Here is a 23782-nt window from a genome sequence, read left to right as displayed (position 1 = left end):
TACTACAAAAAATTTTCCAGATAGGACGGTTAGTAACAAACAAAACAAAACGGCAAAACAATTATTTGCCATTTTGCTGTTTTACCGGAATATTTTATGGAAAGTTTGAGAAAACAAATTACAAAATCGAGTCTCAAATAAAGGTGCCAGTCACAGCTGCACCAGCTCCCCGCCAGATTGGTATTCAGCGTAGACCAAGTAGCGCAGTGGACCACCCGCCGCCATAGCATCGAAGGGATAGCAGGTCACCAGTAGCAGGCCCCGCTCGGCAAAAACCGGCAGACGTTCGCGCTCACTATTTACGATGCGCAGCTCCGTCACCCGATACGTGTGCCAGCGCCCGTCTTCACCCTGCAGGTAAATGCCATTGCCGCGCCGCAGGGTTTGCAGCCCGGCAAAGTGCGTATCCCGATGCGCAGCGATTACCGTGGTGCGAAAGTCACCGGGCTTGCCGGAACCATCAAGCAAGCCGGGACCAAAGGCGAGGGATTCTCCACTGCCTCCCGCCAGCACTATAAAAGGACGCTGACCCTGCAGCTTGAGCTTGGCCACCGGCCGGGTATCCGCCCAGGGCCAGGGCTTTTGCGGAACCCCACCCTGCAACTGCTCCTCCCAGGCACTGGCAATCAGCAACTGGGCCAGCTGCGCCTTGGCCAGCAGCCAGGAGGCGGAGCCCAACTGCCACAACCCCACCAGCAGGCACACTGAAAAAAGCAGCTGGCGCATCACTGTGGCGTACTCCCCAGCTGCGCCTCCAGCCCACCGCTACAGCGGCGCAGATCCGGCACCACCTTACGCAGCAGACGGCGGATTGCCCCCATCATATTGGCGCGCATTGAGCGGCCGCGGCGCAACAGTGCTGCCAAGCTAAGCAGACTCAAGGCAGCAAACAGTTGCGCGTAAACGCCTGTGGCCGTACTGGGGTAAGCCTGGCGCTGCAACACCTGCCCTTTGGGTACCATGTTGGTGAGCGCACTTTGGGAGAGCTTTTCTTCGGGCTTGCGCACCAGCTCTTCTTCAACCGCGACAAAACTGGTGTAGGGGCTAGCGAGTTGATGAGCCAGGGCGAGCTGTAAAATCTGTGCACGCAGAGCCTGACCCGCATCGCTCTCCTCACCCAGCTGGGTCTGGCGGTCGCGCAGGGATTCCATTTTTCTGCGCGCCCACAAACTGCCGATGCCCTTGCTACTGGGAGCCTGCTCCAGTGTCAGCGCCAGGTTGCGCACAAACTGCTTACCGGCCATACGCCCACGCAGCTGAATGCCCCCCTGCAGCGACTGCCCTTCCACCCTGGCCACCAGCTGCAACGGCTCGCCGCGATAGAGATCGGGGATTCGTTTGGGATAGGCGTCCGCCAGCACACCCTCGGGCCAACTCAGCTGTAAGTTGGTGGCCATAGGGTTTTCCAGCTTGGCGAACAGGGTCTGCATACGTCTGCGCACCTCGGAAAGATCGCCGATAGTGACCGAGATACCGCGTCCAAACTGGGCGGCTTTACGCATAAAATGGCTGTTAGGTGCCGAGCCAATGCCCACCGTAAATAAACGCGCATCGCCCAGGTGTTGGTGGATTAACTCGAACAGCGCCTGTTCATTGCCCACCGCACCATCGGTAATAAATACCACCTGGTGTACCAGGTTGTTGTTATCGGGCAACTGCTGGCCCAGCGCTAAACGTAGCGCAGCAGCCATCTCGGTGCCGCCATCGGCATTTAAGCGCTCTACCTCCCGGCGTGCGCGCTGAATATTCTCCGCATTCGCCGCCAGCGGGCGTGGGAAAAAAGCACGGGGGCTGTTATTAAATTCGATTACATTAAAACGGTCATTACCATCTAGACGCGAGAGCGCCAGGGTAAGACTCTCCTTGGCCTGGCGGATAGAGTTACCGCTCATAGAACCGGAGGTATCGATCACGTAAACCACTTCCCGTGGCAGGCGCTGGACACGAGTGCCCTCATCTGGTGGCAGCAGCATTAGCTGCAAATAGGTACCGGATTTTTTATCCGCACTTTCCCTGCCATCCGCCTGCACCCCGGCGGCACGCTCACCAACATGCTCACTAAACAGCGCCGCACGCGGCATGGCCGAGGGCTCCGGCTGCCAATTTAAAAGAAAGTCACGATCCATTTTTGCCCTGCCCTTGCGCAGACGGATCGAGTAGCGCTCTCCGGCTTTTTCATCGATGGCAATATCGTGATAAGGGCTACCGATTTTCACCAGCGGCAAGCCGCCCTCCAGCTCTACCTCAATGGCAATATTGTGACTGCCCACCGCTTCCAACTCTGCCGCCGGCTGCATCAACGGGGCAATCGCTGCGGCATCCGGTACCTGATCAGTGGGCAGCGCCCAGCCACTGCTCTGAGTGGCCAGCTCCAGCTCGGTACCACCGAGGGCTTGTGAGGAAATGGGTTCACCGGGGATATAACGGGGAGTCAGGGTGGTTGGCAGCCGCAATGAAAAGACACCACTGTCATAGGCTACTGGCTGTAGATAGCGAATATTCACCTGCACCGTTTCTCCCGGTGCAATATTGGCCACTTTGTTGGTAAACAGGTTGGGGCGCTGTTGCTCTAAAAGAGCCGCGCGCTTACCCGCCGCGCGCGCGGCCTTATAAATCTTTGCCGCCTGTTTGCGCTCGCGCACCTTGCCGACAATACGGCGCTCACCTAATTGAATCTCGAGACCAGCCACCGCTGCCTGCTCGGGCAATGGCAGTGCGTAAACCGCCTCCTGCCAGCTATCGCTGGTATTCTGAAAAGCCTGCTGTAACTGCACTTCCGCAACCAGACCGCGCACCACCATTTTGACGCTACTGTGCAGGTGCACGGCGGGCACATAACGGCCCGGCTCCGCGCCAGTAAACAGTAAATCCCCCGCTTGCACATCATCCAGGGTAACCGGTTCAGCGGTAGCCGTATCATTTTCAGAGACAAGCGCCTGGGCACTGACCTCGGCCCCGATTGCCGCAATGACCACCGCTAATACCACCACAATAAATAACAACCAGCGCCCGGCACCACCGCTCTTCTGGCGGCGACGATAATATTCCTCCGTCGGCAACATCAGATCGTCTTTATGAAACCGCTGCCCAAACAACATCACCCTGTTCACTCACTTCCCTCCACTTTTAAATTGGATGTTGAAGTGATTAAACAAAGGGAAGCAGGCGAAAGGCGGCAGGGAAGCGGGCGGGAAATGGGAGGAATTATGACGAATTATGGCAATTGTAGACAGTATATTTCTTAGTTATCGTAGCCCTACCAAAATTACCACTTTAAGCCATTTAACTTTTAGCAGCCCCCCATTGAAACCTCATTTAATAAGGCCTCTAACCTCAAGGAACAAAGCTATGTACACCAAAAAACTCTCCGAAACAATTAAATTTCTTTAGATAAATTACACAAGAAATCAGCCACCCTAGTTCCACGCATTATCTAACTTAAAAACGCTACCAGCCTCAACCCCCTAAAGACCTAAAACAAATCAACCCCAGAGAAGAATAAAACACCAACCAACAATAAAAACCTCTACCTTCAGCCAATCATGGCAACCTAAAAAAGAGTTTCATTAACCAGAGGTTTCCTCCCCGAATTTAATATTCTTACATTTCCTGAAAACCAAACATGTATCCAATTTAGTCTCGCGACACCCACCAGTAACATACGAACCACGATCAAACAAATACTGCTTGCAACGTTGCACTAAATCGTGCTCTACAGTGTATTCATAGCGAGCAAAAAAATCCCCCTGCCTACTCACCCCATTGTATCCGGATAATTGATCAAGCTCTTTCACCGCACCACTTCTCAATCTACCAATTTTCATCTCATCATTTTCCTCATGATCCTCTTGGATAAATTTATTACTTCCATTCCCCCAAATGATAATTAAACCTCTCGGCTTTAAAATTCTATAAACTTCCTTACTCAGCACAGAATAGCCATAGGGACTTACCGAAATAACAACATCCGCTGAGCAATCAACCAAAGGAATCTTTTTCTCAACATTTGCATTCCACACATGACTCGAATCTAACACCTTTTTACTGTCCTGCTGATAACCTTTTTGGCCATGCAATTCATGAAGATCAAAATTAAGGATTCCCCAACCTTCAAGCTCGGGAAAGCGCTCAAGCTCTGCCTTACATAGCGGATTCTCATAGCCAGAACCCAGATTTACGATAAGAGGCCCATTAAAATTCACAACAAATCCCTTTCTCAAATAAGTATAATGCAGAAAAATACCCTTTACCCGGAAGGGCAGAGAGTGCACAAATAAAATTTCAAATTCAGCAGGCACGAAGAGCACTCTAACATATCGACAAAAATGGAAAATCACACTTTATTACAAAGCATTCCGCACATCGTTTCAGAAAAAGTTATACAGCGACAACCATCTCTCATCCATTTGAACAGCAACAAAAAATTATCGCTAAAAATAAGAAAATGGCTGAGGGAGGAACTTAAATAATAGACGTACAAGATCAACGGCAAAACCTCCATTGATCAGTCAATACAGATTTAATATTAAGATACTTTCTTAAGAGAATATCTGTACCAAGACCATCGAACTAATAAGGAATAAAATTCCCTGACATAAAAAAACCGGCGCAAGCGCCGGTTTTTTTATCAATCAATCTGATATCAGTCGACCAAACCATAATCCTTACGCAATACTTCAAGCAGTTCCGCTTTGGGGTTATCGGATATCTCCAATTTCGTACCAATAATCTTCTCAGCAATACCAACATAAGTATTAGAGAGATCCATCAGCATAGATTCTGGCAGCTCATTATCGCGAGCCAGGGCCGAGCGCTCATCCATGCGATCTTTGTTCAACAGGATATCTGCATCGGCGAAGTAGTTGAGCAGCGCCTGGCGGAAGCCCTCTTTGGATTTCTCCACAACCTTACCTGCACGATACTGTTCGCCGTCCCAGATACGGGAGGAGTCCGGGGTACCCACTTCGTCCATATAGATCAGCTTTTCTTCACCATTGGCATCGGTGACATAGCCGAATTCAAACTTGGTATCGACAAAGACCTGATCGAGTTTTTCCAGCTCGGCAGAAATCAAATCGAAACCTTCTTTCAGCAACTTCTCATACAGATCGATATCGCCCGCGCTGCGAAAGCCGAAGGCCGCGAAATTATCTTCGATATTCTTGCGGGTGACATTGACGTCATCTGCTTCCGGCACGCCGGGGATGCCCTTGAGAATACCTTTGCTGGAGGGGGTAATCAGCAATTCTGGCAGCTTCTGGTCTTTCTGCAGGCCATCGGGAATTTCAATACCGCAGAACTCGCGCTCGCCCTTTTGGTAAGAGCGCCACATGGAGCCTGTGATGTACTGGCGGGCGATGGCTTCGATCATCACCGGGCGCGCCTTCTGTACGATCCACACCAGCGGATGTGGGATATCCAGAATATGGCTGTCGGCCAGGCCCTGCTCTTTAAACCGCTTGAACCAGTGATTGGAAATGGCGTTCAATGCCGCGCCCTTGCCGGGTACGCCGCGCATGCCGCCTTCGCCGGTCCAGATGCAGTCGAATGCGGAGATACGGTCGGAAATCACCATTACCGCGAGAGGGGTGTCCGGGGAAACCGGGTAGCCTTTTTCCTCAATCAGGCGGCGGCTATCTTCTTCGCTCAGCCAGTAAACGGAACGGACTTTGCCGCTGTGGACAGGCTTGTCGGTACGGATCGGCAGGTCATTATTGACCGCTAGAACTTTGTCAGCCAGGCTCATGGGCTCTCACCTATTCGAAGGAGCAAATAAAAGAAAGCGCGGCATTCTAGCAATGGCCCGCGTCGATACAAAGAAAAGAAGTTGGCAGAGAGCCCCTGAACAATTCCGTGATGCCTCTGGCTTTTAGGGCGACTATAGCCAGGGCCCGACTGTGCAGGAGTGTCTAGCCCCTTCAGGAACTCGCAACGCAGAGTGTGAGTCACTCTAAAAGCTCTCTAGGGCGGGCCAGGTATTGGGCCAGCCAGATATTGCGAAATAACAATGGCCCAGAGGTTCCCCACTGGGCCCGCTAGCATTACTCCGATATACGCTTGGCCTCCCACTCGGCCTGGTGCTCGCTGGTGGGCCAGGCACTCATAATGGCCTTAAGCAGGGTCGCCAGCGGAATAGCGAAGAAGACGCCCCAGAAGCCCCAGATACCGCCGAAAAACAATACCGCCAGGATAATTGCCACCGGGTGCAGATTGACAGCCTCGGAAAACAGCAGTGGCACCAGTACATTGCCATCGAGCAGCTGGATAATGCCGTAGGTCATAATCAGGTAGAAAAACTCATTGCTCCAACCCCACTGGAACAGGCCAATGGCCGCCACCGGGATGGTCACCACCGCCGCGCCGATATAGGGAATCAATACACTCAGGCCCACCGCCACCGCCAGCAGCAGGGCGTAATTGACCCCCAGCAACAGGAAGGCGGCATAGCTCACCGCTGCCACTATGCCGATCTCCACCACTTTGCCGCGCACATAGTTGGCCACCTGGTCGTTCATCTCGTGCCAGATCTGGTGCAGCATGGGGCGCTGCTTTGGCAGGAAAGAGGTACACCAGCGGATCAGCTGGTCGGAGTCCTTCAAGAAGAAAAATACCAGGATCGGCACCACCACCACATAAATCAGCAGGCCGGCAAAAATGGGCAGGTTAGTGAGAGAGAAAGCCAGCAGGGTCTGCCCCATGCCACCCAGCTCTTTGCCGAGGGTATTAAAAACCTCGTCGATCTGCGCCGCAGAAATCAGGCGCGGGTAACGCTCCGGCAGTAGCAACAACAGCTCCTGGCCGCGCTGCACCATATTCGGCAACTCCGCACCGAGGCGCACCAGCTGGCGCCAAATAATCGGTAGCACCACAAATAGCAGGCCCACGATAGTGCCCACTAACACCAAGCAGGAAAGTGTTACCGCGAGCCAATGGGGCACCCGCCAGGACTTCAACTTTTGCACCATGCCCTGCATCAGGAAGGCGATTACCAGGGCCGTAAGCACAGGCGCCAGCACACCGCCGAGCGTGGCCAGTACCACCAGCGCTACGGTGAGCAGCAGCACGAGCAACACCACTTCTTCCTGACTGAAGTAGCGGTTCACCCAGCCTTTAACAATCGACAACATAGACTCTCGGGATTGATTCTTCATTTGCCAGCGTACAGCCAATATAGAAAGGTATTATCACGCCTCTCGGCGCGCAGCAGGGGCCTGCCACTCAGTGCGGCAAAGCTGTGAAAATCGCGCCAGGAACCCTCATCGGTGGCCATCACACACAGTAAGGTCCCCGCTTCGTATTGGCGCAGGGCCCTGCGCATAGCCAGCAGAGGCTGGGGGCAGGGCAACTGGCGGGCGTCCACCGTTACCGCCTCATGCCAGTCCGGCACGGAGTTTTTATCAACGGTATTGGAAGGGGGCACGGCCATTGGCTATTTGGTCACAAGCTTTACAGAGCCGCGGATTATAACGCGTAATCTGCGCCAGTTACCGACAATGCTTAACCCTTTTTAACCTTCCCGCTGGCGCCGGCCAGAACCTTTACCGCCCCACCCTGTCTAACCCTCGACAGTTCAACGGGGTTGCGTATAGAGTTGGACTATAGATCCTTCATGGACAGACCGAGCAGTAATCAAAATGACTGATCCCCAAAAAAGCCTGCCTCGTCGATCAAACAAAGCGCCTCTCTCACTGCGATTGCGCAATACCCTAAAGGCACTCGGCTTAGGCCTGTTGCTCGGCAGCACTCCCATTGCAGCCACCGCTGACTCTGAGGGAATCCGCCTGCCGGAACTTGGAGACAGCACCAGCGGCCTGGTATCCCCCCAGCGCGAGAAAGAACTGGGCCAAATGTGGCTGCGTATATTTCGTAGCCAGGTTAAGACTTCCTCCGATGCACTGCTGCAGCAGTACGTCGAAAAAACCGTTAAGGGCCTGGCCGAATACAGCCCCCTGGAGGACAAGAATATTGATGTGGTCGTGGTAAATAATGAAACCATGAACGCATTTGCGGTACCCGGTGGCATTATGGGTATTCACACCGGTCTCTTCCTATTTGCGAAAAACGAAGATCAGTTTGCTTCGGTGGTCGCCCACGAACTGGGCCACCTCAGCCAGCGCCACTACGCCCGCTCCCTGGAAGCCCAGCGCAACAACACCCTGCCCACCCTGGCCGGCATGCTCGGCGCCCTGGTACTCGCCGCCACCGCCGGTGGCGAAGCGGGCCTCGCCGCCATAACCGCAACTCAGGCCGCAGCGCTCGACAGTCAGCTGCGCTTTAGCCGCAAGAATGAACAGGAGGCCGATCGGGTCGGTATCGAAACCTTGGCAAGATCCGGCCGCGATCCAGATGCCGCCGGCGAGATGTTCGAGCAGATGCTCAAAGCCACCCGCTATTACCGCCGTCCACCAGAGTTCCTGCTGACCCACCCAGTAACAGAGAAGCGTATCGCCGACGCCAAGCTGCGCTCCCAGCGCATGGAGGATGTCGAACCCAGCGATAGCCGCGACTACCATATGATGCGCGCGCGAATCCGACTGGCTACTGAAGCCACGCCACAGCAGGCCGTTAAACGCTTCCAGGCCGAACTTAATGGCATCCATGACAACGAAGATGCCGCCCGCTACGGCCTGGCATTGGCACAAATCGCCGCAGGAAGGCCGGATTCCGCTCTGGACACCCTGCAGCCGCTCCTCGATAAGGAGCCCTCCAAAGCCGCTTTTGTCCTGGCGCGCGCCGATATTGACCTAGTGCGCCAAGATTATTCGGGCGCCACCCAGCGCTTACAGCAGGCACTGGACCGCAACCCCGGCGACCACGCCCTGGTGATGGGGCTCGCCAACGCTCATTTTAAAGCGGGCAACTATCTGGCGGCAGAGCGCATGCTGGCCAAATACAGCAGGGTGCGCAAGAAAGACCCTGCCGTATGGTACCTATTGGCCGAGACCCATGGCTTGGCCGGGGATATCGTCGGGGTGCACGAGGCACGAGCCGAATACTATATTTTGATCGGTGTTTTCGATAAGGCCCTGCAGCACCTGCGCCACGGCATTCGCATGACCAAAGACGACTATCAAACCAATGCCATCCTGAAACAGCGCCTTAAAGACGTCATCAAGATGCAGGAAAAAGCCAAGGAGCTTTGACCCCACTCATTAACAACACAAACAAAGCACAAACAAAAAGAGCGGCCTCTAGCCGCTCTTTTTTATTGGCACTGGAGCCCGCTAGGCACCTTTAACCCTTGCGGAAATCCAGCATTCTCTGCAGCGGGATCATCGCCTTACGGCCCAGCTCCGCATCTACAAAGATCTCGTTATCACCGCGCTCCAGTACCCCACACAAATTCTCCAGGGAGTTCATCGCCATCCAAGGACAGTTCGCACAGCTGCGACAAGTCGCGCCAGCTCCGGCAGTGGGGGCAACCATCAATTCTTTATCCGGGCACTCCTGCTGCATCTTGTAGAAGATGCCCTGGTCGGTCGCCACGATAAAGCGCTTCTCTGGGCGGGTCTTGGCTGCATTGATTATCTGCGAGGTGGAACCCACCACATCCGCCAGTGCAACCACCGAGGCAGGGGATTCCGGGTGCACCAACACTACGGCATCCGGGTAGAGCGCCTTCAGGTCCTCCACACCTTTCGCCTTGAACTCCTCGTGCACAATACAGGAGCCATCCCAAAGCAGAACATCCGCACCGGTTTCACGCTGCACATAACCACCGAGATGCTTATCAGGGGCCCACAGAATTTTTTCACCGTTGGCATCCAAGTGGTCCACTACATCCAGGGCGATACTGGAGGTAACCACCCAGTCCGCTCTCGCCTTCACCGCCGCAGAGGTATTGGCATAGACAACGACCGTGCGATCCGAATGCTGATCACAGAACTCGGAAAACTCATCCGGGGGACAGCCCAAATCCAGGGAGCAGGTAGCCTCCAGGGTGGGCATTAACACACGCTTATTCGGCGTCAGGATCTTGGCGGTCTCGCCCATAAACTTCACCCCGGCCACCACCAGGGTATCGGCGCTATGCTTGGCACCAAAGCGGGCCATCTCCAGAGAGTCGGATACACAGCCACCAGTCTCTTCGGCCAACGCCTGGATTAATGGGTCTGTGTAATAGTGAGCCACTAACACGGCATTCTGCTCTTTAAGCAGACGCTTGATACGCTCGCGCCAGGCTTGCAACTCCTCCTCACTGTACTGAGACACAACCGGCTCCGCCAAGTGCGCCTGCACCAGGGAGAGGGAATCTACCGTTTCTGCAACAACGGACTTTTGGGTCATGGCTAACTACCACCAGCGAAAAACGCGCAGTATAACGCATTGCGACGCCATATCAGCGCACCTAAAGTATCAACAACTGGTAATTCGACAGCACCGCAAGATAAGTTACGCCCCATGCCCGGGCTGCAGAGCCCAAGAGAACAGAGAAGCAGTTTTGCGCGCCCACATCCAGGCAAAAAAGCCTTCCTATTAATGGGGAGCCCCTAAAATGGAGCAGGTTGAAAACATTGTGATTGGTGCTGGAGCCATTGGTCTCGCCAGCGCCTATGCCCTGGCCATTAGAGGGCAGGATGTGCTGGTTCTGGAACAACACACCAATATCGGCACAGAGATTAGCGCCCGCAGCAGCGAGGTGATCCACGCCGGTATTTACTACCCAAGCCGCAGCTTAAAGGCTAAAGCCTGTGTCGCGGGCAAAGCCAAGCTGTATCGTTTTTGCCGCGAGCATGCGGTCCCACACAAAGCCATCGGCAAATTAATCCTGGCTACCAACGAAGCCCAACTCCCCCAACTCAAAGCCTTGAAAGCCCAAGGAGATAAGAATGGCGCCGGCCATTTACAGCTACTGAGCGCAAAAGAAGCCAAGGTAATGGAACCCCAGCTGCAGTGTCACAGTGCAATTTATTCACCTACCACAGGCATCTTCGATAGCCACGCCCTACTATTGGCACTGCAGGGCGCCCTGGAAGCGCATGGCGGCCAGGTGGCACTAGGCACAGCAGTGAAAAAAATATCGCGTGAAAGTGACCACTACCAACTCACCATGAGAGATGGCTATCAACTCGGTACCAAGAATTTGATCGTAGCCGCAGGGCTACACAGCCACCAATTGCTCTGCAAAATCAACGACAAAAGTATTCGACAACTAGTCCCAAACCAATTCCTGGCAAAGGGGAGTTATTTTTCTCTCGACCACAAACCCCCTTTTTCCCACCTGATCTACCCCCTGCCAGAACCCGGCGGACTGGGCACTCATCTCACACTGGATTTGGAGGGCTATGCCCGCTTTGGACCCGACGTTGAGTGGGTAGAAAAAATTGATTACACGGTGGATAAAAAACGAGGGGAAAGGTTTTATAAAAGCGTTCGCCTTTATTGGCCCGAGCTCCCCGCAGAAAGCCTAAAGCCAGATTACGCTGGCATTCGCCCAAAGCTCACGGCAAAAGGCGGCCCAACCCAGGACTTCAAAGTATTCCACTGGGGCGAAAGTCAAGAACCACAACTAGTAGCCTTTTTCGGCATTGAGTCACCCGGCCTTACCAGTTGCTTATATTTAGGGGAGATGGCAGCAGACTGTATTTGTCGCTAAAAACTGCTCTCTGTAGAGACAAATAAATACCTTAAAGGCTCAGCCATGTAGAGAATTTTCAGGCGCGAGCAAACCAGTGTTCACAGGGAAGTAAAAAAATTAAAAGAAAAAGGAAAGCAGTAAAGAAATGGTGGGTCGTGCTGGATTCGAACCAGCGACCAATTGGTTAAAAGCCAACTGCTCTACCAACTGAGCTAACGACCCTTAGGAAGTTGGGCGAACTTGGTATGTCCCAACTCAGGATGCTTTTACTTCTCTCGCAGATCTGTAAAAGCTGTGGGGTTACTGTGGATATCCCCGGCGGAAATGGTGGGTCGTGCTGGATTCGAACCAGCGACCAATTGGTTAAAAGCCAACTGCTCTACCAACTGAGCTAACGACCCTTTTCCGTGCCTCGATGTGAGGAGCTGCGTATCTTACGGATCTATTCTGAAAAGACAATACCTAACCCGAAAAAAAATCTAACAAATTTAAGGGGTTAGGTATTTCCCATAAAAGTGACACCAACTGACAATCAGCTGGCATACACCGTAGGGTCCGCCAGGCCTGCTTCCGTAAATCCCGCAGCACGCAGCCGACAACTATCGCAGCGACCACAGGCCGCACCATCTGGGCGCGCCTGGTAACAGGATACCGTCAAACTGTAATCAACCCCAAGACGGGTTCCCTCGAGTACAATATCCGCCTTACTCATCTGCATCAGCGGCGCTCTCACAGAGAGCTTGTTTCCCTCTACCCCAGCGCGGGTAGCGAGGTTGGCCATCTTTTCATAGGCCTCGATATACTCCGGCCGGCAATCCGGATAGCCCGAGTAATCCACCGCGTTGACGCCGACAAAAATATCCTGAGCTCCAAGCACCTCGGCCCAGCCAAGGGCAATAGAGAGGAATACCGTATTGCGAGCCGGTACATAGGTAACCGGGATGCCACTGGTTTCCTCTTCGGGAACCTCAATACTGTCATCGGTTAGGGCCGAGCCGCCAATTGAACGCAGATCGAGCTTCACCACTTTGTGCTCTGCCGCTCCGAGATCAGCGGCTACGCGCTTTGCCGCTAACAATTCAGCTTCGTGCCGCTGACCGTAATCAAAACCCAAGGCATAACATTCATAACCTTCTGCACGCGCCATGGCGAGCACTGTGGCCGAGTCGAGGCCACCGGACAGCAAAATTACCGCTTTCTTTGCAGTCATCTCTTCCTCAATTTTTCAATCCACAATCACCGGGCCAATCAGACACCCGGGATATCTCCCCACAGCAATTTGTGCAGCTGCATCTGCATGCGCACCGGCAACCCATCGGCCAGCACCCACTCCGCGAGCTGCCGCGCCGGCAACTGCTCATAGCTGGGCGAGAAAAGTACCTCCCCTACACGCTCTGGCAAGTTGTACTGATCCAGGGTAAATCTGGCCCACTCATAATCGCCCCGGTCACAGATCACAAATTTGATCTGATCATCGCGGGTGAGCACCTGCATATTTTCCATGCGGTTGCGGTGCTGCTCTCCGGAAGCTGGGGTTTTCAGATCCACAACCCGGGATACCCGCGGGTCCACCTGATCCACCGGCATGGCGCCACTGGTCTCCAATGATACCGAGTAGCCGGCGTCGCAAAGGGCTTCAAGCAAGGGCAGGCAATTGGGCTGGGCCAGGGGCTCGCCCCCAGTTACACAAACATGGCGTGCGGGGTGGCTTTGCACCTGCTGCAATATTTGCTCCAGGGTCATGCGCTCGCCGCCATAAAAAGCGTATTCCGAGTCACAATAGGTACAGCGCAGCGGACAACCGGTCAGTCGAACAAAAACCGTAGGCAGGCCACTTTCCCGCGCTTCCCCCTGAAGGGAGTAGAAAATCTCACTAATTCTGAGTGATTCTTTAGACAGATTGGTCATACACACCCGACACAAAAACGCCCGAATGGCACATGCCATCCGGGCGCGGGATCATAGGCTTTTTCTGCTCAAAAAACCAGCGATGCGAATTAGGCAACAACAGCAGTTATTACTGCCGCACCGGGCTAGAAGTTCTCCTGCAGATATTTCTTAGCCAGATTTGATGCACGGGCATCACTCGCCGCCACCTGCTCCAGCAGGTTGCGCGCTTTCTGCTGATCTCCCAGCTGGTGGTAAACCGTTCCCAGCTTGTAACGACCGTCCCAGACTTTATTAGAGTTCGGGTAGCCGTCCAGCAGGGCCACAAACCATCCGCGGGCCTCTTCCAAATTTCCCTGTACCAGCGCTATCTCACCCAGCCAATAATTGGCATTGGGGGCATACTGACCGTTGGGAAAGTCTTGTAGCAGACTCTTGAATTCAGCACTGGCGCCACCGTAGTCACCATTGCGAGCCAGACCAAAGCTGGCCTGATAGCGGTCGCGCTCACTCTTGCCGTCTTTCGGCCCCTTAGGCTTGGGCGGCATTGAGGAACCCCCTCCAACAGAGGCGCCACCACTGCCTTTAGTATCCACCGGCGGCTGAGCTGAGGGCTCTGTACCACTCAGGCGCGCTATACGCCGGTCCAGATCCATATAGTCCTCGGTGCGCTGTTGTTTGAGACGCTTAATCTCGTGGCGCAGCTCCTCAACCGTACCGCGCAATTCGCGCACTTCCTGCTGCAATACCTGCATCTGGTAGTAGGCTTCAGCCTGGGGGTTGGTCTTAGCTTTGGGACTGGGGGTTGTGGCGCGGGCGAGGTAGATGTCCTCGTTACTAGCGTCACTTGAGACGGGCGACGGCTCCTGGCTGCTGGCAGTCAGGTCGACAATCGGGGCTTGGGAGAATACGGGCGATGCCGCAGCCATTATGGCAGCGGCGATCGCCAGTTTTCTAATCGTAAAAGCCATTGGCATCCATTTTGACGATTAGTTAATAACAACGCGACGGTTCATCGCACGGGCAGCTTCGTTAGAGCCCATTTGAGCCGGGCGCTCTTCACCGTAGCTGATTACTTCCAGGTTAGCTGCGTCTACGCCCTGCAGTACCAAAAAGTCGCGTACAGCATTGGCGCGGCGCTCACCCAGAGCCAGGTTGTACTCGCGGGTGCCCAGTTCGTCAGCGTGGCCTTCGAGGCGAACAGCAGTAGCATTACTGCGCATGCGGTCGGCGTGACGGATCAGCAGTTCACGGGTTTCCGGCTTCAGCAGGGACTGGTCGAAGTCAAAGTAAACCACATTTTCCAACGGAGCCATGGTTTCAGCTTCATCTACAACGTTAGTTTCAACTTGAGTATCAACCTCAGGCTGAGTGTACTCTTCACCGCTGGTGTTGTCGCTGCTGGTATTGCTACAACCGGCCATTACTGCCAGAACACAGGCCAACCCCAGGCCCGTTTTTACTGATTTCAACATAAGCTACTCCGCTTTTAGTGTTATCGAAAATCCTGAAAGATTTTTAAAATTGGTCTTATAAATACCCTACGCTTCAGAGCGCTGGGCCCCCGCCTCAATCAAAGTATGGCGACCATGCCGGTTCACGGACATCGCCTCTCTGTGAGGGTAAGTTGTACTTCACCCCGGCATCCAGCGATACCGCAGCCAGAATGCCCTTGTCTCCGCGCTTGGTTGCGTACATCAGCATGGCCCCATTGGGTGCAATGCTGGGGGACTCATCCAGGGTGGTCTCCGTAAGGACACGCATCCTGCCCGAGTTAATATCCATCGTAGCGATGGTAAAGGTTCCCCGGTTGCGATGTACCATGACCAACGTTTTCCCATCAGGAGAAACACGCGGCCGCGCATTGTAGTCGCCATCGAAGGTTAAGCGGTCGACTTGACCAGTGGCAAGAGTCAATTGGTAAATTTGTGGCTTCCCTCCCCTATCTGAGGTGAAAACCAGCGATTTACCATCCGGCATCCAGTTCGGCTCGGTATCGATGGAGAAGTGTCTGGTCATGCGAGTGAACTTACCACTCGCCAAATCCAGTACATAGATCTCCGGGTTGCCGTCCTTGGAGAGCACCATAGCCAACTTGGTTCCATCAGGAGACCAGGTTGGTGAGCTGTTGATGCCCTTGAAGTTGGTTAGTTGCTTGCGCACGCCGGTGCGCAAGTTTTCGCGGAAGATCGCCGGGCGGCCGGTCTCGAAAGAAACATAGGCCAGCTCCTGGCCGTTGGGCGACCACATGGGTGACATCACCGGCGCACTGAAGCGACGGATCTGCTTGGCGCGGGCACCGTCGATATCCGAGCGCATCAGCACATAGCTGGGCTTGCCGCCACGCCTCTCTTCCTGCACATACACCATCTCTGTGGAGAAGGCGCCGCGAATACCAGTGATGGCCTCAAAGATTTCATCGGCGGCGCGGTGGGCGATATCGCGCAACTGGGTTTGGCCGCCGCGTACCTGCTTGGTGAACATCTTGTGCTGGCCGAAAACATTAACCAGGTCAAAAGTCAGCAGGTAGCCCGAGGCCTGAGGCTCGATACGACCGGTAACAATGTACTCGGTGCCGAGGATACGCCAATCGCGGAACACCACATCTTCCGGAGTTTTAGGAAAAGACAGCATGTCCTCCTTGGGTACCGGAGAAAAAAGACCGCTGCGACGCAGGTCGGCGGAGATAATTCCGGAGACATCCTCTTTAAGGACACCAGCGCCCGACCAGCTGAATGGGGATACCGCGATCGGGGTGGGGTCATCGATACCACTGGTGATATCCACCACCAGCTGGGCGCGGGCCCCCAGGCTCACCGAGGCGATTGCAATAATGACGACAGTTTTGAGTAAGCTCTTGATCATTGGCGCAGATCTTCAACTATAAAATTCAAAGTGGTTGTACGGGCTTCCCGCTCAAATATCACCGGCTCTTCCTGGGCCAGCTTGGCCACTTCGGGAAAGACCTCCACCTTACGAATAGCAGTTAATACCGAGCGGTCCAAGGCTGCATTGCCACTGCCCTCGACGATATTAGCTGCCACCACCCGGCCGGTGGGGACAAAATTAATTTTCACTTTAATGGTCATGCCATTGCGGGCACTGGGCGGGCGGCTCCATACCGCCTCAATCTGTTGCTTGATCGCTTGGCCTACAGACATCACCGCCTGCTGCCCTTCATTGGCATCCAACAGCTCCTGCTCATCTTCCAGCGCCTCATTGAAAGAGCTCTCTCGCTCTTTGGCCAGCTGCTCCTTGAGTTCTTTTTCCTTACGCTCTTTTTCTTTGCGCTCTTTCTCGCGGCGGGCCTTCTCCTGCTTAGCCTTGCGGTCGGCTTCGGCTTTGGCCTTGCGTTTTTTCTCCGCTTCCTGCTTTTTCTTTTGCTCCAGGGCCGCGCGGCGCTTGCGCTCGACTTCGGCCTTGCGTTTTTGCTCAGCCTCGCGCTGGGCGCGCTGCTGAATTTTGTCTACTTTTTTGGGCAGTTTCTTCTTTGGCGTCGCCGCCTCAATAGTTACCAGCTTGGCCTGCACAAACTTCGGCATCGGTTTGCGCTCGGGCATACTGCTGGCTTCCCAACCATAGGTAATGGCAGTAATTAGCGCCCCGTGTAACAGGAGGCTAATTATTATCGCCAATACATAAAAGCCTTTATTCACCGGCACCCTACCCCTGCGGTGGCTCTGTCACCAAGCCGACACTGGGTGCACCCGCCTGCTGCAGCTCGGTCATGGCATTGACGATTAAACCGTAGCGGGCCTCGCTATCGCCCCACACCAGCACCGGAGTTTTCGGCTTTTGCCGCAACACCTTGGCCACCGTCTCCTTGATCTCAGTGAGAGACTTGGCCTCCTGCTCATCGGTACCCAGATTTAGGTAATAGGTGCCATCGGCACGCACCGAAATAATCAAAGGCTCCTCATCGGTGTCCTCCATCGGCGCCGAGGGCGCATTTGGCAGGTCCACTTTGACCCCTTGCATCAACAATGGTGCCGTGACCATAAAGACAATCAACAGCACCAGCATCACATCGATGTAGGGCACCACATTGATCTCGGAGACCAGCTTTTTCTTGGTTCCCTTGCGAAACACACTCATAGGGTTCGCCTACTCACTACTCAGCCGGAGTGCACTTTGCGGTGCAGGATAGAGGAAAACTCCTCGGCGAAAGTTTCGTAGCTGGACAACAGCCACTCCGCCTTGGCCGAGTAACGGTTGTAGGCCATCACCGCGGGAATCGCTGCGAACAAACCCATGGCCGTTGCCACCAGTGCCTCACTGATACCCGGGGCTACAGTGGCAATGGTGGCTTGGTGCATAGTGGCGAGACCGCGGAAGGAGTTCATAATCCCCCAAACGGTGCCGAACAGGCCGATATAGGGGCTAACGGAGCCTACAGTCGCCAGAAACGGCAGGTTCATCTCTACCTTTTCCTGTTCCCGGGACATGGCCACGCGCATGGCGCGCTCGGTACCCTCCATAACCGCTTCCGGGCCACTACTGCCCTGCTGGCGCAGGCGGGTAAACTCAGTAAATCCAGCGCGAAACAGGGATTCGACCCCATCGGTCTTTCCTTTTTCGGCACGCTCGTTGCCCTCGCGAAAAAGTTTGTTCAGATCTGCACCGGACCAGAAACGACGTTCAAAATTATTGAGCGCGCGTTTGGCCTGGGATAAGTAGAGCCCGCGCTGGATAATCATGACCCAGGACACCACAGAAGCCAGTAACAGCAGCAACATGACGAGCTGTACCAACAGGCTGGCGTTCTGAATTAGCCCCCAAAGAGAAAGTTGTTCACCGGCGTTCATCTTCTTAAATAACTGCCTTTAATGCTGAATAAATAGGTTCCGGCAGGGCACAGGGCCTGCGGCTGTCGTCAGCGACACAGGCCACTTTGACCACGCCTTCGCAAATTAGCTCATCGCCGCGCCAAATTTTTTGCTCAAAAGTCACTGCGGCACGCCCCAGTTTGCCAATCGCCGCCGTGGCGCGCAATGCGTCATCGAGCCTGGCGGAACGACGGTACTGGACCTCGGCGGAATGTACCACCAACAGTACACCTTCCTGCGGCATTGCCGGCTTATCATACCCGAGGGAGCGCAACAGTTCTGTGCGCGCGCGCTCCATATACTTCAAATAATTCACGTAATACACGATGCCGGCCGCATCGGTATCTTCGATATAAACCCTTACAGGAATACCGAACTCTTCCTTCATTGAATTTCCCTCACTTCCACAGCCACCCAACCCAAAAACACCAGGTGCTGAATCATCAACTGATCTTATCCGGCTTAGGCAGGCCAAAATGTTCATAGGCGAGCCCGGTAACTACTCGCCCACGGGGTGTCCGGGCAATATAGCCCTGCTGGATCAGGTAGGGCTCCAATACATCTTCCAGAGTATCCCGCTCTTCGCTCACAGCAGCGGCGAGACTATCCACCCCCACTGGACCACCATCAAATTTCTCGATCATCGCCAACAGCATACGTCGATCCAGAGAGTCGAAGCCTTTTGCATCCACATTGAGCATATTCAAAGCGGCATCGGCGATATCAGCATCCACCGCACCATCGCCCTTAACATCTGCGTAATCGCGCACACGGCGCAGCAGGCGATTGGCAATCCTCGGGGTACCGCGGGCGCGACGCGCCACTTGTAAGGCTCCGCCTTCATCCATCTCAACCCCCATCAACCTAGCGGAGCGACGCACGATACTGGTGAGGTCTTGCACGTTGTAGAATTCCAGCCGCTGCACTATGCCGAATCGATCGCGCAGGGGCGAGGTGAGCAGGCCCGCTCTGGTAGTGGCCCCCACCAGAGTAAAGGGCGGCAGATCCAACTTGATTGAGCGTGCCGCCGGCCCCTCGCCGATCATAATATCCAGCTGGTAATCCTCCATGGCCGGATACAAAACCTCTTCTACATGGGGGCTGAGCCTGTGAATCTCATCGATAAACAGTACGTCCCCAGGTTCCAAATTCGTCATTAGCGCGGCCAGATCACCGGCCTTCTCCAGCACTGGCCCCGAGGTAGTCTTGATCGCAACACCCATCTCTGCGGCAATAATATTGGCCAGAGTGGTTTTACCCAGACCTGGAGGACCGAACACTAAAGTGTGATCCAGGGCCTCTTTGCGCAGTTTGGCCGCCTGAATAAAGATCTCCATCTGCTCGCGCACCACTGGCTGACCCACATAGTCGGCCAGCGCTTTGGGGCGCACAGCGCGGTCGTACTGCTCTTCCTGCCCAGAGGGCCCCGCAGGTTCTGGGGCTACTAAACGATCGGCTTCAATCATCGCAACAACTCCAAGCCTCCCGCTTTAGGCGGGTGCCATGCCCTTTAGGGCCAGGCGGATAAGGGTGGCACTGTCGGCTTCAGGCTGCTCCTTGCTCGCGCGGGCCACCATTTTGCTAGCCTCAGTGGGCTTGTAACCCAAGGCCACCAGGGCGCTCTCGGCCTCGCCGGTATGATCTACCTTGAGTGCTGTGGCTGCCGCCATCAATGGAATATCGTTGGAATCACCGAAATCCGGGGTCAACTTATCGCGCAGCTCTACAATCAAACGCTCGGCCGTCTTCTTGCCAACGCCTGGTACCTTTACCAGTGCCGCAACATTATCCTCAGCCACACAGCGTGCCAAAGCCGCACCATCGAGACCGGATAAAATTGCCAGGGCCATCTTGGGGCCCACACCACTGACCTTAATCAAGGTTCTGAACAGTTTGCGATCGGCGTCGCGGATAAAGCCGTAGAGTTGCTGGGCCGTTTCGGAAACCGCCAAGTGCGTGTGTACTCGAACCGGCTGTCCCAGGGCGGGCAATTCAAAAATTGTGGTCATAGGCGCGAGCACTTCGTAGCCCACCCCTTGCACATCAATCAGTAACAAAGGGGGCTGTACCGCGGCCAGAGTGCCACTCAGTCTTCCAATCATGTGTTGTTCCAGGTTTATCTATCGCTGCCCACAATGAGGGCCAAGTTCTGCAGAGTTTTCTAAACGCTGAGGCGACCGCGGCGAAAGCGGCTGCGCGCTCCGCCGGCGGTAAATAGCAGAGTCTGCTCCGTGTGCATATGGCAGAGAGCCACGGCGAGTGCATCGGCGGCATCCTCTTGGGGAGTCCCCGGTAGTGACAGCAAGGTTTTGACCATGTGCTGCACCTGCAGCTTGTCGGCTGCACCACTGCCCACCACCGCCTGCTTGACCTTGCGCGCCTCATACTCAGCCACGGCGAGACCACTATTGGCCCCGGCCACTATGGCTGCACCGCGCGCCTGGCCCAGTTTCAGGGCTGAGCCCGCACTCTTAGACATAAATACATTTTCAATTGCCATCTGCGCCGGTTGGTATTGCTGGGCAATCTGAGAAACCGCGTCGAAAATCAGCTTTAGGCGCTCAGGTAGGGAGCCTTCGGGAATACGAATTACCCCACTGGCCACATAGCGGGCCTTACCCCGTTCTACATCGATAATTCCATAGCCGGTTTTACGCGAGCCGGGGTCAATACCCAGGATTCGGGTCAAGAGGTGTTCCCCAAATATCTGTATGTTTATATAGTGGCGGGAGTGTCCCAAGGTGGGAGCGAGGCGTCAAGGAAGATCGCAGACAGCATAGAAAAAGTGGCTATCTGCTAAAGCGATATGAGGGTAAACCGGGGCTAACCTTGCCCGCCCCGGTCTGAACTGGGACTCAGCCCAGCTCCTCCATCACCTCTGCGGGAATATCCGCGTTAGTGTAAACATTTTGCACATCGTCGAGATCTTCCAGCATCTCGATCAGGGCCAACACCTTCTCTGCCCCCTCTTTATCCAATGGGATAGTGGTGGACGGGATCATGGCGATTTCAGCGCTATCAGGCGTGAAGCCTGCGGCTACCAGCGCATCTTTCACCGTGAGGTAATCCTGAAATTCAGTGGTCACCTCAACGCTGCCATCATCGTTGGTTTCGATATCCTCAGCACCCGCTTCCAGGGCCGCTTCCATCAGCGCGTCTTCATCCACGCCAATATCGTAAAACATCTGGCCTTTGCGGGTGAACAGATAGCTTACGGAGCCATCGGTACCCAGGTTGCCGCCGCGCTTGGAGAAAGCGTGGCGAACCTCGGCCACTGTACGGTTGCGGTTGTCGGTCAGACACTCCACCAGTACTGCGACACCGCCGACACCGTAACCTTCATAAACCACAGCTTCATAGTTATCACCTTCCGCATTGCCGGCGCCGCGGGCAATGGCTTTATCGATGGTGTCGCGCTTCATGTTCGCGCCCAGAGCCTTGTCGATAGTCGCGCGCAATGTCGGGTTATCGTCCGGGTTGGGGCCCGCCTTGGCCGCTACGGTCAGCTCACGAATGATCTTGGTAAAGATCTTGCCGCGCTTGGCATCCTGAGCCGCTTTACGATGCTTGATATTGGCCCATTTACTATGTCCGGCCATGTTCCGTCTCTCTTCAATCTGTGCGAGGGATGGGCCAATAAGCGAAGCGAAATGCCCATCACCACGATTTGACAGGCCCGCTTCGCCCGGCCCGTCGGGGGAAAATCAGCTGATTTTTTCTTCTTTCTGGCGCAGGCGGATATTCAGCTCGCGCAACTGCTTGGCATCCACCGTGCCCGGAGCATCCGTCATGACACAGGCGGCACTCTGGGTTTTGGGGAAGGCAATCACATCGCGAATAGAATCGCTGCCAGTCATCAACATTACCAAGCGGTCCAAACCAAAGGCCAGGCCTCCATGGGGCGGCGCACCATACTTGAGAGCATCCAGCAGGAAGCCAAATTTCTCGCTCTGCTCTTCTTCATCGATACCGAGAATACGGAATACCGCCTGCTGCATGGCCTGGTCGTGGATACGCACAGAACCACCGCCCAGCTCGGTACCATTCAGCACCATATCGTAGGCTCGCGACAGTGCCCCCAGTGGGTTCTGCTCTAATTCTTCGGGGCTACAGGAAGGTGCAGTAAACGGATGGTGCAACGCGGTGAGGCTGCCGTCTTCATTTTCCTCGAACATCGGGAAGGCCACTACCCACAGGGGCGCCCACTCACTGGTGTAGAGATTGAGGTCTTCACCCAGTTTGCAGCGCAGCGCACCCAGCGCTTCGGAGACCACTTTGGCAGTATCCGCGCCGAAGAAAATAATATCGCCGCTCTCAGCCTCAAGCCGATCAAGAATGGCAGCTCGAGTCTCAATGGGCAGGAATTTTACGATCGGCGACTGCAGGCCATTCTCCAGGTCGGAGCGGTCATTCACCTTCACATAGGCCAGACCCTTGGCACCGTAGATACCCACAAACTTGCCGTAGTCATCGATCTGCTTGCGGGTCAGCTTGTCGCAGCCACCGCTCACCTTAATAGCCGCTACGCGACCTTTGGGATCATTGGCCGGTCCAGAGAACACCTTGAAGTCCACTTCGGTCATCAGGTCTTTGATCTCTACCATTTCCAGCGGAATACGCAGATCCGGCTTGTCAGAGCCGTAGCGCAACATCGCCTGGTAATGGGACATACGCGGGAATTCACCCAACTCAATGCCTTTCAATTCCTTGAACAGCTTGCGCACCATGCCCTCAGTGATCGACATAATCTCTTCTTCGTCGAGGAAAGAAGTCTCGATATCGATCTGAGTGAATTCCGGCTGGCGATCGGCGCGCAGGTCTTCATCGCGGAAACACTTGGCAATCTGGTAATAACGATCAAAGCCGGACACCATCAACAACTGTTTAAACAGCTGCGGAGACTGCGGCAGGGCGAAGAATTTGCCATCGTGGGTGCGGCTCGGCACCAGGTAATCGCGCGCGCCTTCGGGGGTGGCGCGGGTCAGGATCGGGGTTTCGATATCGAGGAAACCGTGCTCATCCAGATAATTGCGAATGGCCGTGGTGAGTTTGGAGCGGAAATACAGGTTGTTCTGCATTTCGTTGCGACGCAGGTCCAGGTAGCGGTACTTGAGGCGCACGTCTTCACCCACAGCAGTGTGCTCATCCAGCTGGAAAGGCACCGTCTCTGCCGTGTTGAGAATTTCCAGCTCAGTGCCGTAAACCTCAACTTCACCGGTCACCATATTCGGATTAAGGGCTTCGGGCGCGCGGGCGCGCACACGGCCGGTGACCTTGAGAACATATTCGCTGCGCACGCGATCGGCCATTTCGAAATGCTCGGCCGCATCCGGGTCGAATACCACCTGAACAATTCCCTCGCGGTCGCGCAGGTCGATAAAGATTACACCGCCGTGATCGCGGCGGCGGTCGACCCAGCCACAGAGGGTTACTACACGGTCTATGTCCGCGGAACGAAGGACGCCACAGTAGTCGCTGCGCATGGATGAAA

General features: G+C 54.9%; 23 protein-coding genes and 2 tRNA genes. 2 read left to right on the top strand and 23 right to left on the bottom strand.

Going from position 1 to position 23782, the window contains the following annotated elements:
• Positions 1 to 150 precede the first annotated feature (150 nt).
• The 6 genes from ACJJI0_RS19220 to ACJJI0_RS19195 form a co-directional block, all read right to left on the bottom strand.
• Positions 151 to 726 carry a class GN sortase gene (locus ACJJI0_RS19220; RefSeq protein ID WP_444883821.1) on the bottom strand — a complete coding sequence of 192 codons (576 nt, stop codon included), beginning with the start codon at positions 724 to 726 and terminating at the stop codon, positions 151 to 153.
• A complete protein-coding gene (locus ACJJI0_RS19215; RefSeq protein WP_444883820.1) occupies positions 726 to 3110 on the bottom strand; it encodes a marine proteobacterial sortase target protein in 2385 nt (794 codons plus the stop codon). The genes ACJJI0_RS19220 and ACJJI0_RS19215 overlap by 1 nt, the downstream gene beginning before the upstream one ends.
• A 456-nt stretch (positions 3111 to 3566) precedes the next feature.
• Positions 3567 to 4298 (bottom strand): class I SAM-dependent methyltransferase, encoded by a 732-nt coding sequence (locus ACJJI0_RS19210; protein WP_444883819.1) that lies wholly within the window; start codon positions 4296 to 4298, stop codon positions 3567 to 3569.
• A 344-nt stretch (positions 4299 to 4642) separates the two neighbouring features.
• Positions 4643 to 5746: a phosphoribosylaminoimidazolesuccinocarboxamide synthase gene (locus ACJJI0_RS19205; protein WP_444883818.1), complete on the bottom strand. Its 1104-nt coding sequence runs from the start codon at positions 5744 to 5746 to the stop codon at positions 4643 to 4645.
• Between the two features lie 295 nt (positions 5747 to 6041).
• Positions 6042 to 7127 (bottom strand): AI-2E family transporter, encoded by a 1086-nt coding sequence (locus ACJJI0_RS19200; RefSeq protein ID WP_252085962.1) that lies wholly within the window; start codon positions 7125 to 7127, stop codon positions 6042 to 6044.
• A gap of 20 nt (positions 7128 to 7147) precedes the next feature.
• Positions 7148 to 7426: a sulfurtransferase TusA family protein gene (locus ACJJI0_RS19195; protein WP_444883817.1), complete on the bottom strand. Its 279-nt coding sequence runs from the start codon at positions 7424 to 7426 to the stop codon at positions 7148 to 7150.
• A 208-nt stretch (positions 7427 to 7634) separates the two neighbouring features.
• On the opposite strand from ACJJI0_RS19195, the gene ACJJI0_RS19190 reads away from it, so the two are divergent.
• Positions 7635 to 9143, top strand: a complete 1509-nt coding sequence (locus ACJJI0_RS19190; RefSeq protein ID WP_252084633.1) for a M48 family metalloprotease — start codon at positions 7635 to 7637, stop codon at positions 9141 to 9143.
• A 91-nt stretch (positions 9144 to 9234) separates the two neighbouring features.
• Here the strand turns inward: ACJJI0_RS19190 and nadA are convergent, their stop codons facing one another.
• A complete protein-coding gene (gene nadA / locus ACJJI0_RS19185) occupies positions 9235 to 10287 on the bottom strand; it encodes a quinolinate synthase NadA (protein ID WP_252084632.1) in 1053 nt (350 codons plus the stop codon).
• A 208-nt stretch (positions 10288 to 10495) separates the two neighbouring features.
• Here nadA and ACJJI0_RS19180 point away from each other — a divergent pair, with 208 nt between their 5' ends.
• A complete protein-coding gene (locus tag ACJJI0_RS19180; RefSeq protein WP_444883816.1) occupies positions 10496 to 11596 on the top strand; it encodes an NAD(P)/FAD-dependent oxidoreductase in 1101 nt (366 codons plus the stop codon).
• A gap of 128 nt (positions 11597 to 11724) precedes the next feature.
• On the opposite strand, the gene ACJJI0_RS19175 is transcribed toward ACJJI0_RS19180, so the two are convergent.
• From ACJJI0_RS19175 to aspS, 16 genes are all read right to left on the bottom strand, one after another.
• Positions 11725 to 11800 (bottom strand) — tRNA-Lys (locus tag ACJJI0_RS19175).
• 103 nt (positions 11801 to 11903) lie between these two features.
• Positions 11904 to 11979: transfer RNA gene (locus tag ACJJI0_RS19170), tRNA-Lys, on the bottom strand.
• Positions 11980 to 12110: 131 nt separating this feature from the next.
• Positions 12111 to 12788 carry a 7-cyano-7-deazaguanine synthase QueC gene (queC, locus tag ACJJI0_RS19165; RefSeq protein WP_444883815.1) on the bottom strand — a complete coding sequence of 226 codons (678 nt, stop codon included), beginning with the start codon at positions 12786 to 12788 and terminating at the stop codon, positions 12111 to 12113.
• Positions 12789 to 12826: 38 nt separating this feature from the next.
• Entirely contained in the window at positions 12827 to 13486 is a 660-nt protein-coding gene (gene queE, locus ACJJI0_RS19160) for a 7-carboxy-7-deazaguanine synthase QueE (protein WP_252084629.1), read from the bottom strand.
• 125 nt (positions 13487 to 13611) lie between these two features.
• Positions 13612 to 14436 (bottom strand): YbgF trimerization domain-containing protein, encoded by an 825-nt coding sequence (locus tag ACJJI0_RS19155; RefSeq protein ID WP_444883814.1) that lies wholly within the window; start codon positions 14434 to 14436, stop codon positions 13612 to 13614.
• An 18-nt stretch (positions 14437 to 14454) separates the two neighbouring features.
• Complete coding sequence (gene pal, locus ACJJI0_RS19150; protein ID WP_252084627.1) at positions 14455 to 14940, bottom strand: peptidoglycan-associated lipoprotein Pal; 486 nt, start codon at positions 14938 to 14940, stop codon at positions 14455 to 14457.
• A 94-nt stretch (positions 14941 to 15034) separates the two neighbouring features.
• Positions 15035 to 16330: a Tol-Pal system beta propeller repeat protein TolB gene (gene tolB, locus ACJJI0_RS19145; RefSeq protein WP_444883813.1), complete on the bottom strand. Its 1296-nt coding sequence runs from the start codon at positions 16328 to 16330 to the stop codon at positions 15035 to 15037.
• Positions 16327 to 17121, bottom strand: coding sequence for a cell envelope integrity protein TolA (gene tolA, locus ACJJI0_RS19140; RefSeq protein WP_444883812.1), 795 nt, complete (start codon positions 17119 to 17121; stop codon positions 16327 to 16329). Before tolA ends, tolB begins: the two co-directional genes overlap by 4 nt.
• 7 nt (positions 17122 to 17128) lie before the next feature.
• Positions 17129 to 17560 carry a protein TolR gene (tolR, locus tag ACJJI0_RS19135; RefSeq protein WP_444883811.1) on the bottom strand — a complete coding sequence of 144 codons (432 nt, stop codon included), beginning with the start codon at positions 17558 to 17560 and terminating at the stop codon, positions 17129 to 17131.
• A 20-nt stretch (positions 17561 to 17580) separates the two neighbouring features.
• Positions 17581 to 18270: a protein TolQ gene (tolQ, locus tag ACJJI0_RS19130; protein WP_152451559.1), complete on the bottom strand. Its 690-nt coding sequence runs from the start codon at positions 18268 to 18270 to the stop codon at positions 17581 to 17583.
• 4 nt (positions 18271 to 18274) lie between these two features.
• Complete coding sequence (gene ybgC, locus ACJJI0_RS19125) at positions 18275 to 18679, bottom strand: tol-pal system-associated acyl-CoA thioesterase (RefSeq protein ID WP_444883810.1); 405 nt, start codon at positions 18677 to 18679, stop codon at positions 18275 to 18277.
• Between the two features lie 55 nt (positions 18680 to 18734).
• Complete coding sequence (gene ruvB / locus ACJJI0_RS19120; RefSeq protein WP_444883809.1) at positions 18735 to 19757, bottom strand: Holliday junction branch migration DNA helicase RuvB; 1023 nt, start codon at positions 19755 to 19757, stop codon at positions 18735 to 18737.
• Between the two features lie 24 nt (positions 19758 to 19781).
• Positions 19782 to 20393: a Holliday junction branch migration protein RuvA gene (ruvA, locus tag ACJJI0_RS19115; protein ID WP_444883808.1), complete on the bottom strand. Its 612-nt coding sequence runs from the start codon at positions 20391 to 20393 to the stop codon at positions 19782 to 19784.
• Between the two features lie 59 nt (positions 20394 to 20452).
• Positions 20453 to 20980, bottom strand: coding sequence for a crossover junction endodeoxyribonuclease RuvC (ruvC, locus tag ACJJI0_RS19110; protein ID WP_444883807.1), 528 nt, complete (start codon positions 20978 to 20980; stop codon positions 20453 to 20455).
• 166 nt (positions 20981 to 21146) lie between these two features.
• Positions 21147 to 21890, bottom strand: a complete 744-nt coding sequence (locus ACJJI0_RS19105; protein ID WP_252084619.1) for a YebC/PmpR family DNA-binding transcriptional regulator — start codon at positions 21888 to 21890, stop codon at positions 21147 to 21149.
• A gap of 105 nt (positions 21891 to 21995) precedes the next feature.
• On the bottom strand, positions 21996 to 23774 hold the full coding sequence (gene aspS / locus ACJJI0_RS19100) for an aspartate--tRNA ligase (protein WP_444883806.1): 1779 nt from the start codon (positions 23772 to 23774) through the stop codon (positions 21996 to 21998).
• Positions 23775 to 23782: the final 8 nt, after the last annotated feature.

Source organism: Microbulbifer mixtoriginis (SeqCode), from assembly GCF_052466695.1.
The sequence above is the reverse complement of the archived record's forward strand: the minus strand, read 5'-3'. Positions and strand labels throughout refer to the sequence as shown.

Bases quoted from the DNA above. Each gene is read 5' to 3' on its own strand.
- ACJJI0_RS19220 (WP_444883821.1), bottom strand. From the start codon at position 726: ATGCGCCAGCTGCTTTTTTCAGTGTGCCTGCTGGTGGGGTTGTGGCAG.
- ACJJI0_RS19205 (WP_444883818.1), bottom strand. From the start codon at position 5,746: ATGAGCCTGGCTGACAAAGTTCTAGCGGTCAATAATGACCTGCCGATC.
- ACJJI0_RS19200 (WP_252085962.1), bottom strand. From the start codon at position 7,127: ATGTTGTCGATTGTTAAAGGCTGGGTGAACCGCTACTTCAGTCAGGAA.
- ACJJI0_RS19195 (WP_444883817.1), bottom strand. From the start codon at position 7,426: ATGGCCGTGCCCCCTTCCAATACCGTTGATAAAAACTCCGTGCCGGAC.
- ACJJI0_RS19190 (WP_252084633.1), top strand. From the start codon at position 7,635: ATGACTGATCCCCAAAAAAGCCTGCCTCGTCGATCAAACAAAGCGCCT.
- nadA (WP_252084632.1), bottom strand. From the start codon at position 10,287: ATGACCCAAAAGTCCGTTGTTGCAGAAACGGTAGATTCCCTCTCCCTG.
- ACJJI0_RS19180 (WP_444883816.1), top strand. From the start codon at position 10,496: ATGGAGCAGGTTGAAAACATTGTGATTGGTGCTGGAGCCATTGGTCTC.
- queC (WP_444883815.1), bottom strand. From the start codon at position 12,788: ATGACTGCAAAGAAAGCGGTAATTTTGCTGTCCGGTGGCCTCGACTCG.
- queE (WP_252084629.1), bottom strand. From the start codon at position 13,486: ATGACCAATCTGTCTAAAGAATCACTCAGAATTAGTGAGATTTTCTAC.
- ACJJI0_RS19155 (WP_444883814.1), bottom strand. From the start codon at position 14,436: ATGGCTTTTACGATTAGAAAACTGGCGATCGCCGCTGCCATAATGGCT.
- pal (WP_252084627.1), bottom strand. From the start codon at position 14,940: ATGTTGAAATCAGTAAAAACGGGCCTGGGGTTGGCCTGTGTTCTGGCA.
- tolB (WP_444883813.1), bottom strand. From the start codon at position 16,330: ATGATCAAGAGCTTACTCAAAACTGTCGTCATTATTGCAATCGCCTCG.
- tolR (WP_444883811.1), bottom strand. From the start codon at position 17,560: ATGAGTGTGTTTCGCAAGGGAACCAAGAAAAAGCTGGTCTCCGAGATC.
- tolQ (WP_152451559.1), bottom strand. From the start codon at position 18,270: ATGAACGCCGGTGAACAACTTTCTCTTTGGGGGCTAATTCAGAACGCC.
- ybgC (WP_444883810.1), bottom strand. From the start codon at position 18,679: ATGAAGGAAGAGTTCGGTATTCCTGTAAGGGTTTATATCGAAGATACC.
- ruvB (WP_444883809.1), bottom strand. From the start codon at position 19,757: ATGATTGAAGCCGATCGTTTAGTAGCCCCAGAACCTGCGGGGCCCTCT.
- ruvA (WP_444883808.1), bottom strand. From the start codon at position 20,393: ATGATTGGAAGACTGAGTGGCACTCTGGCCGCGGTACAGCCCCCTTTG.
- ACJJI0_RS19105 (WP_252084619.1), bottom strand. From the start codon at position 21,890: ATGGCCGGACATAGTAAATGGGCCAATATCAAGCATCGTAAAGCGGCT.
- aspS (WP_444883806.1), bottom strand. From the start codon at position 23,774: ATGCGCAGCGACTACTGTGGCGTCCTTCGTTCCGCGGACATAGACCGT.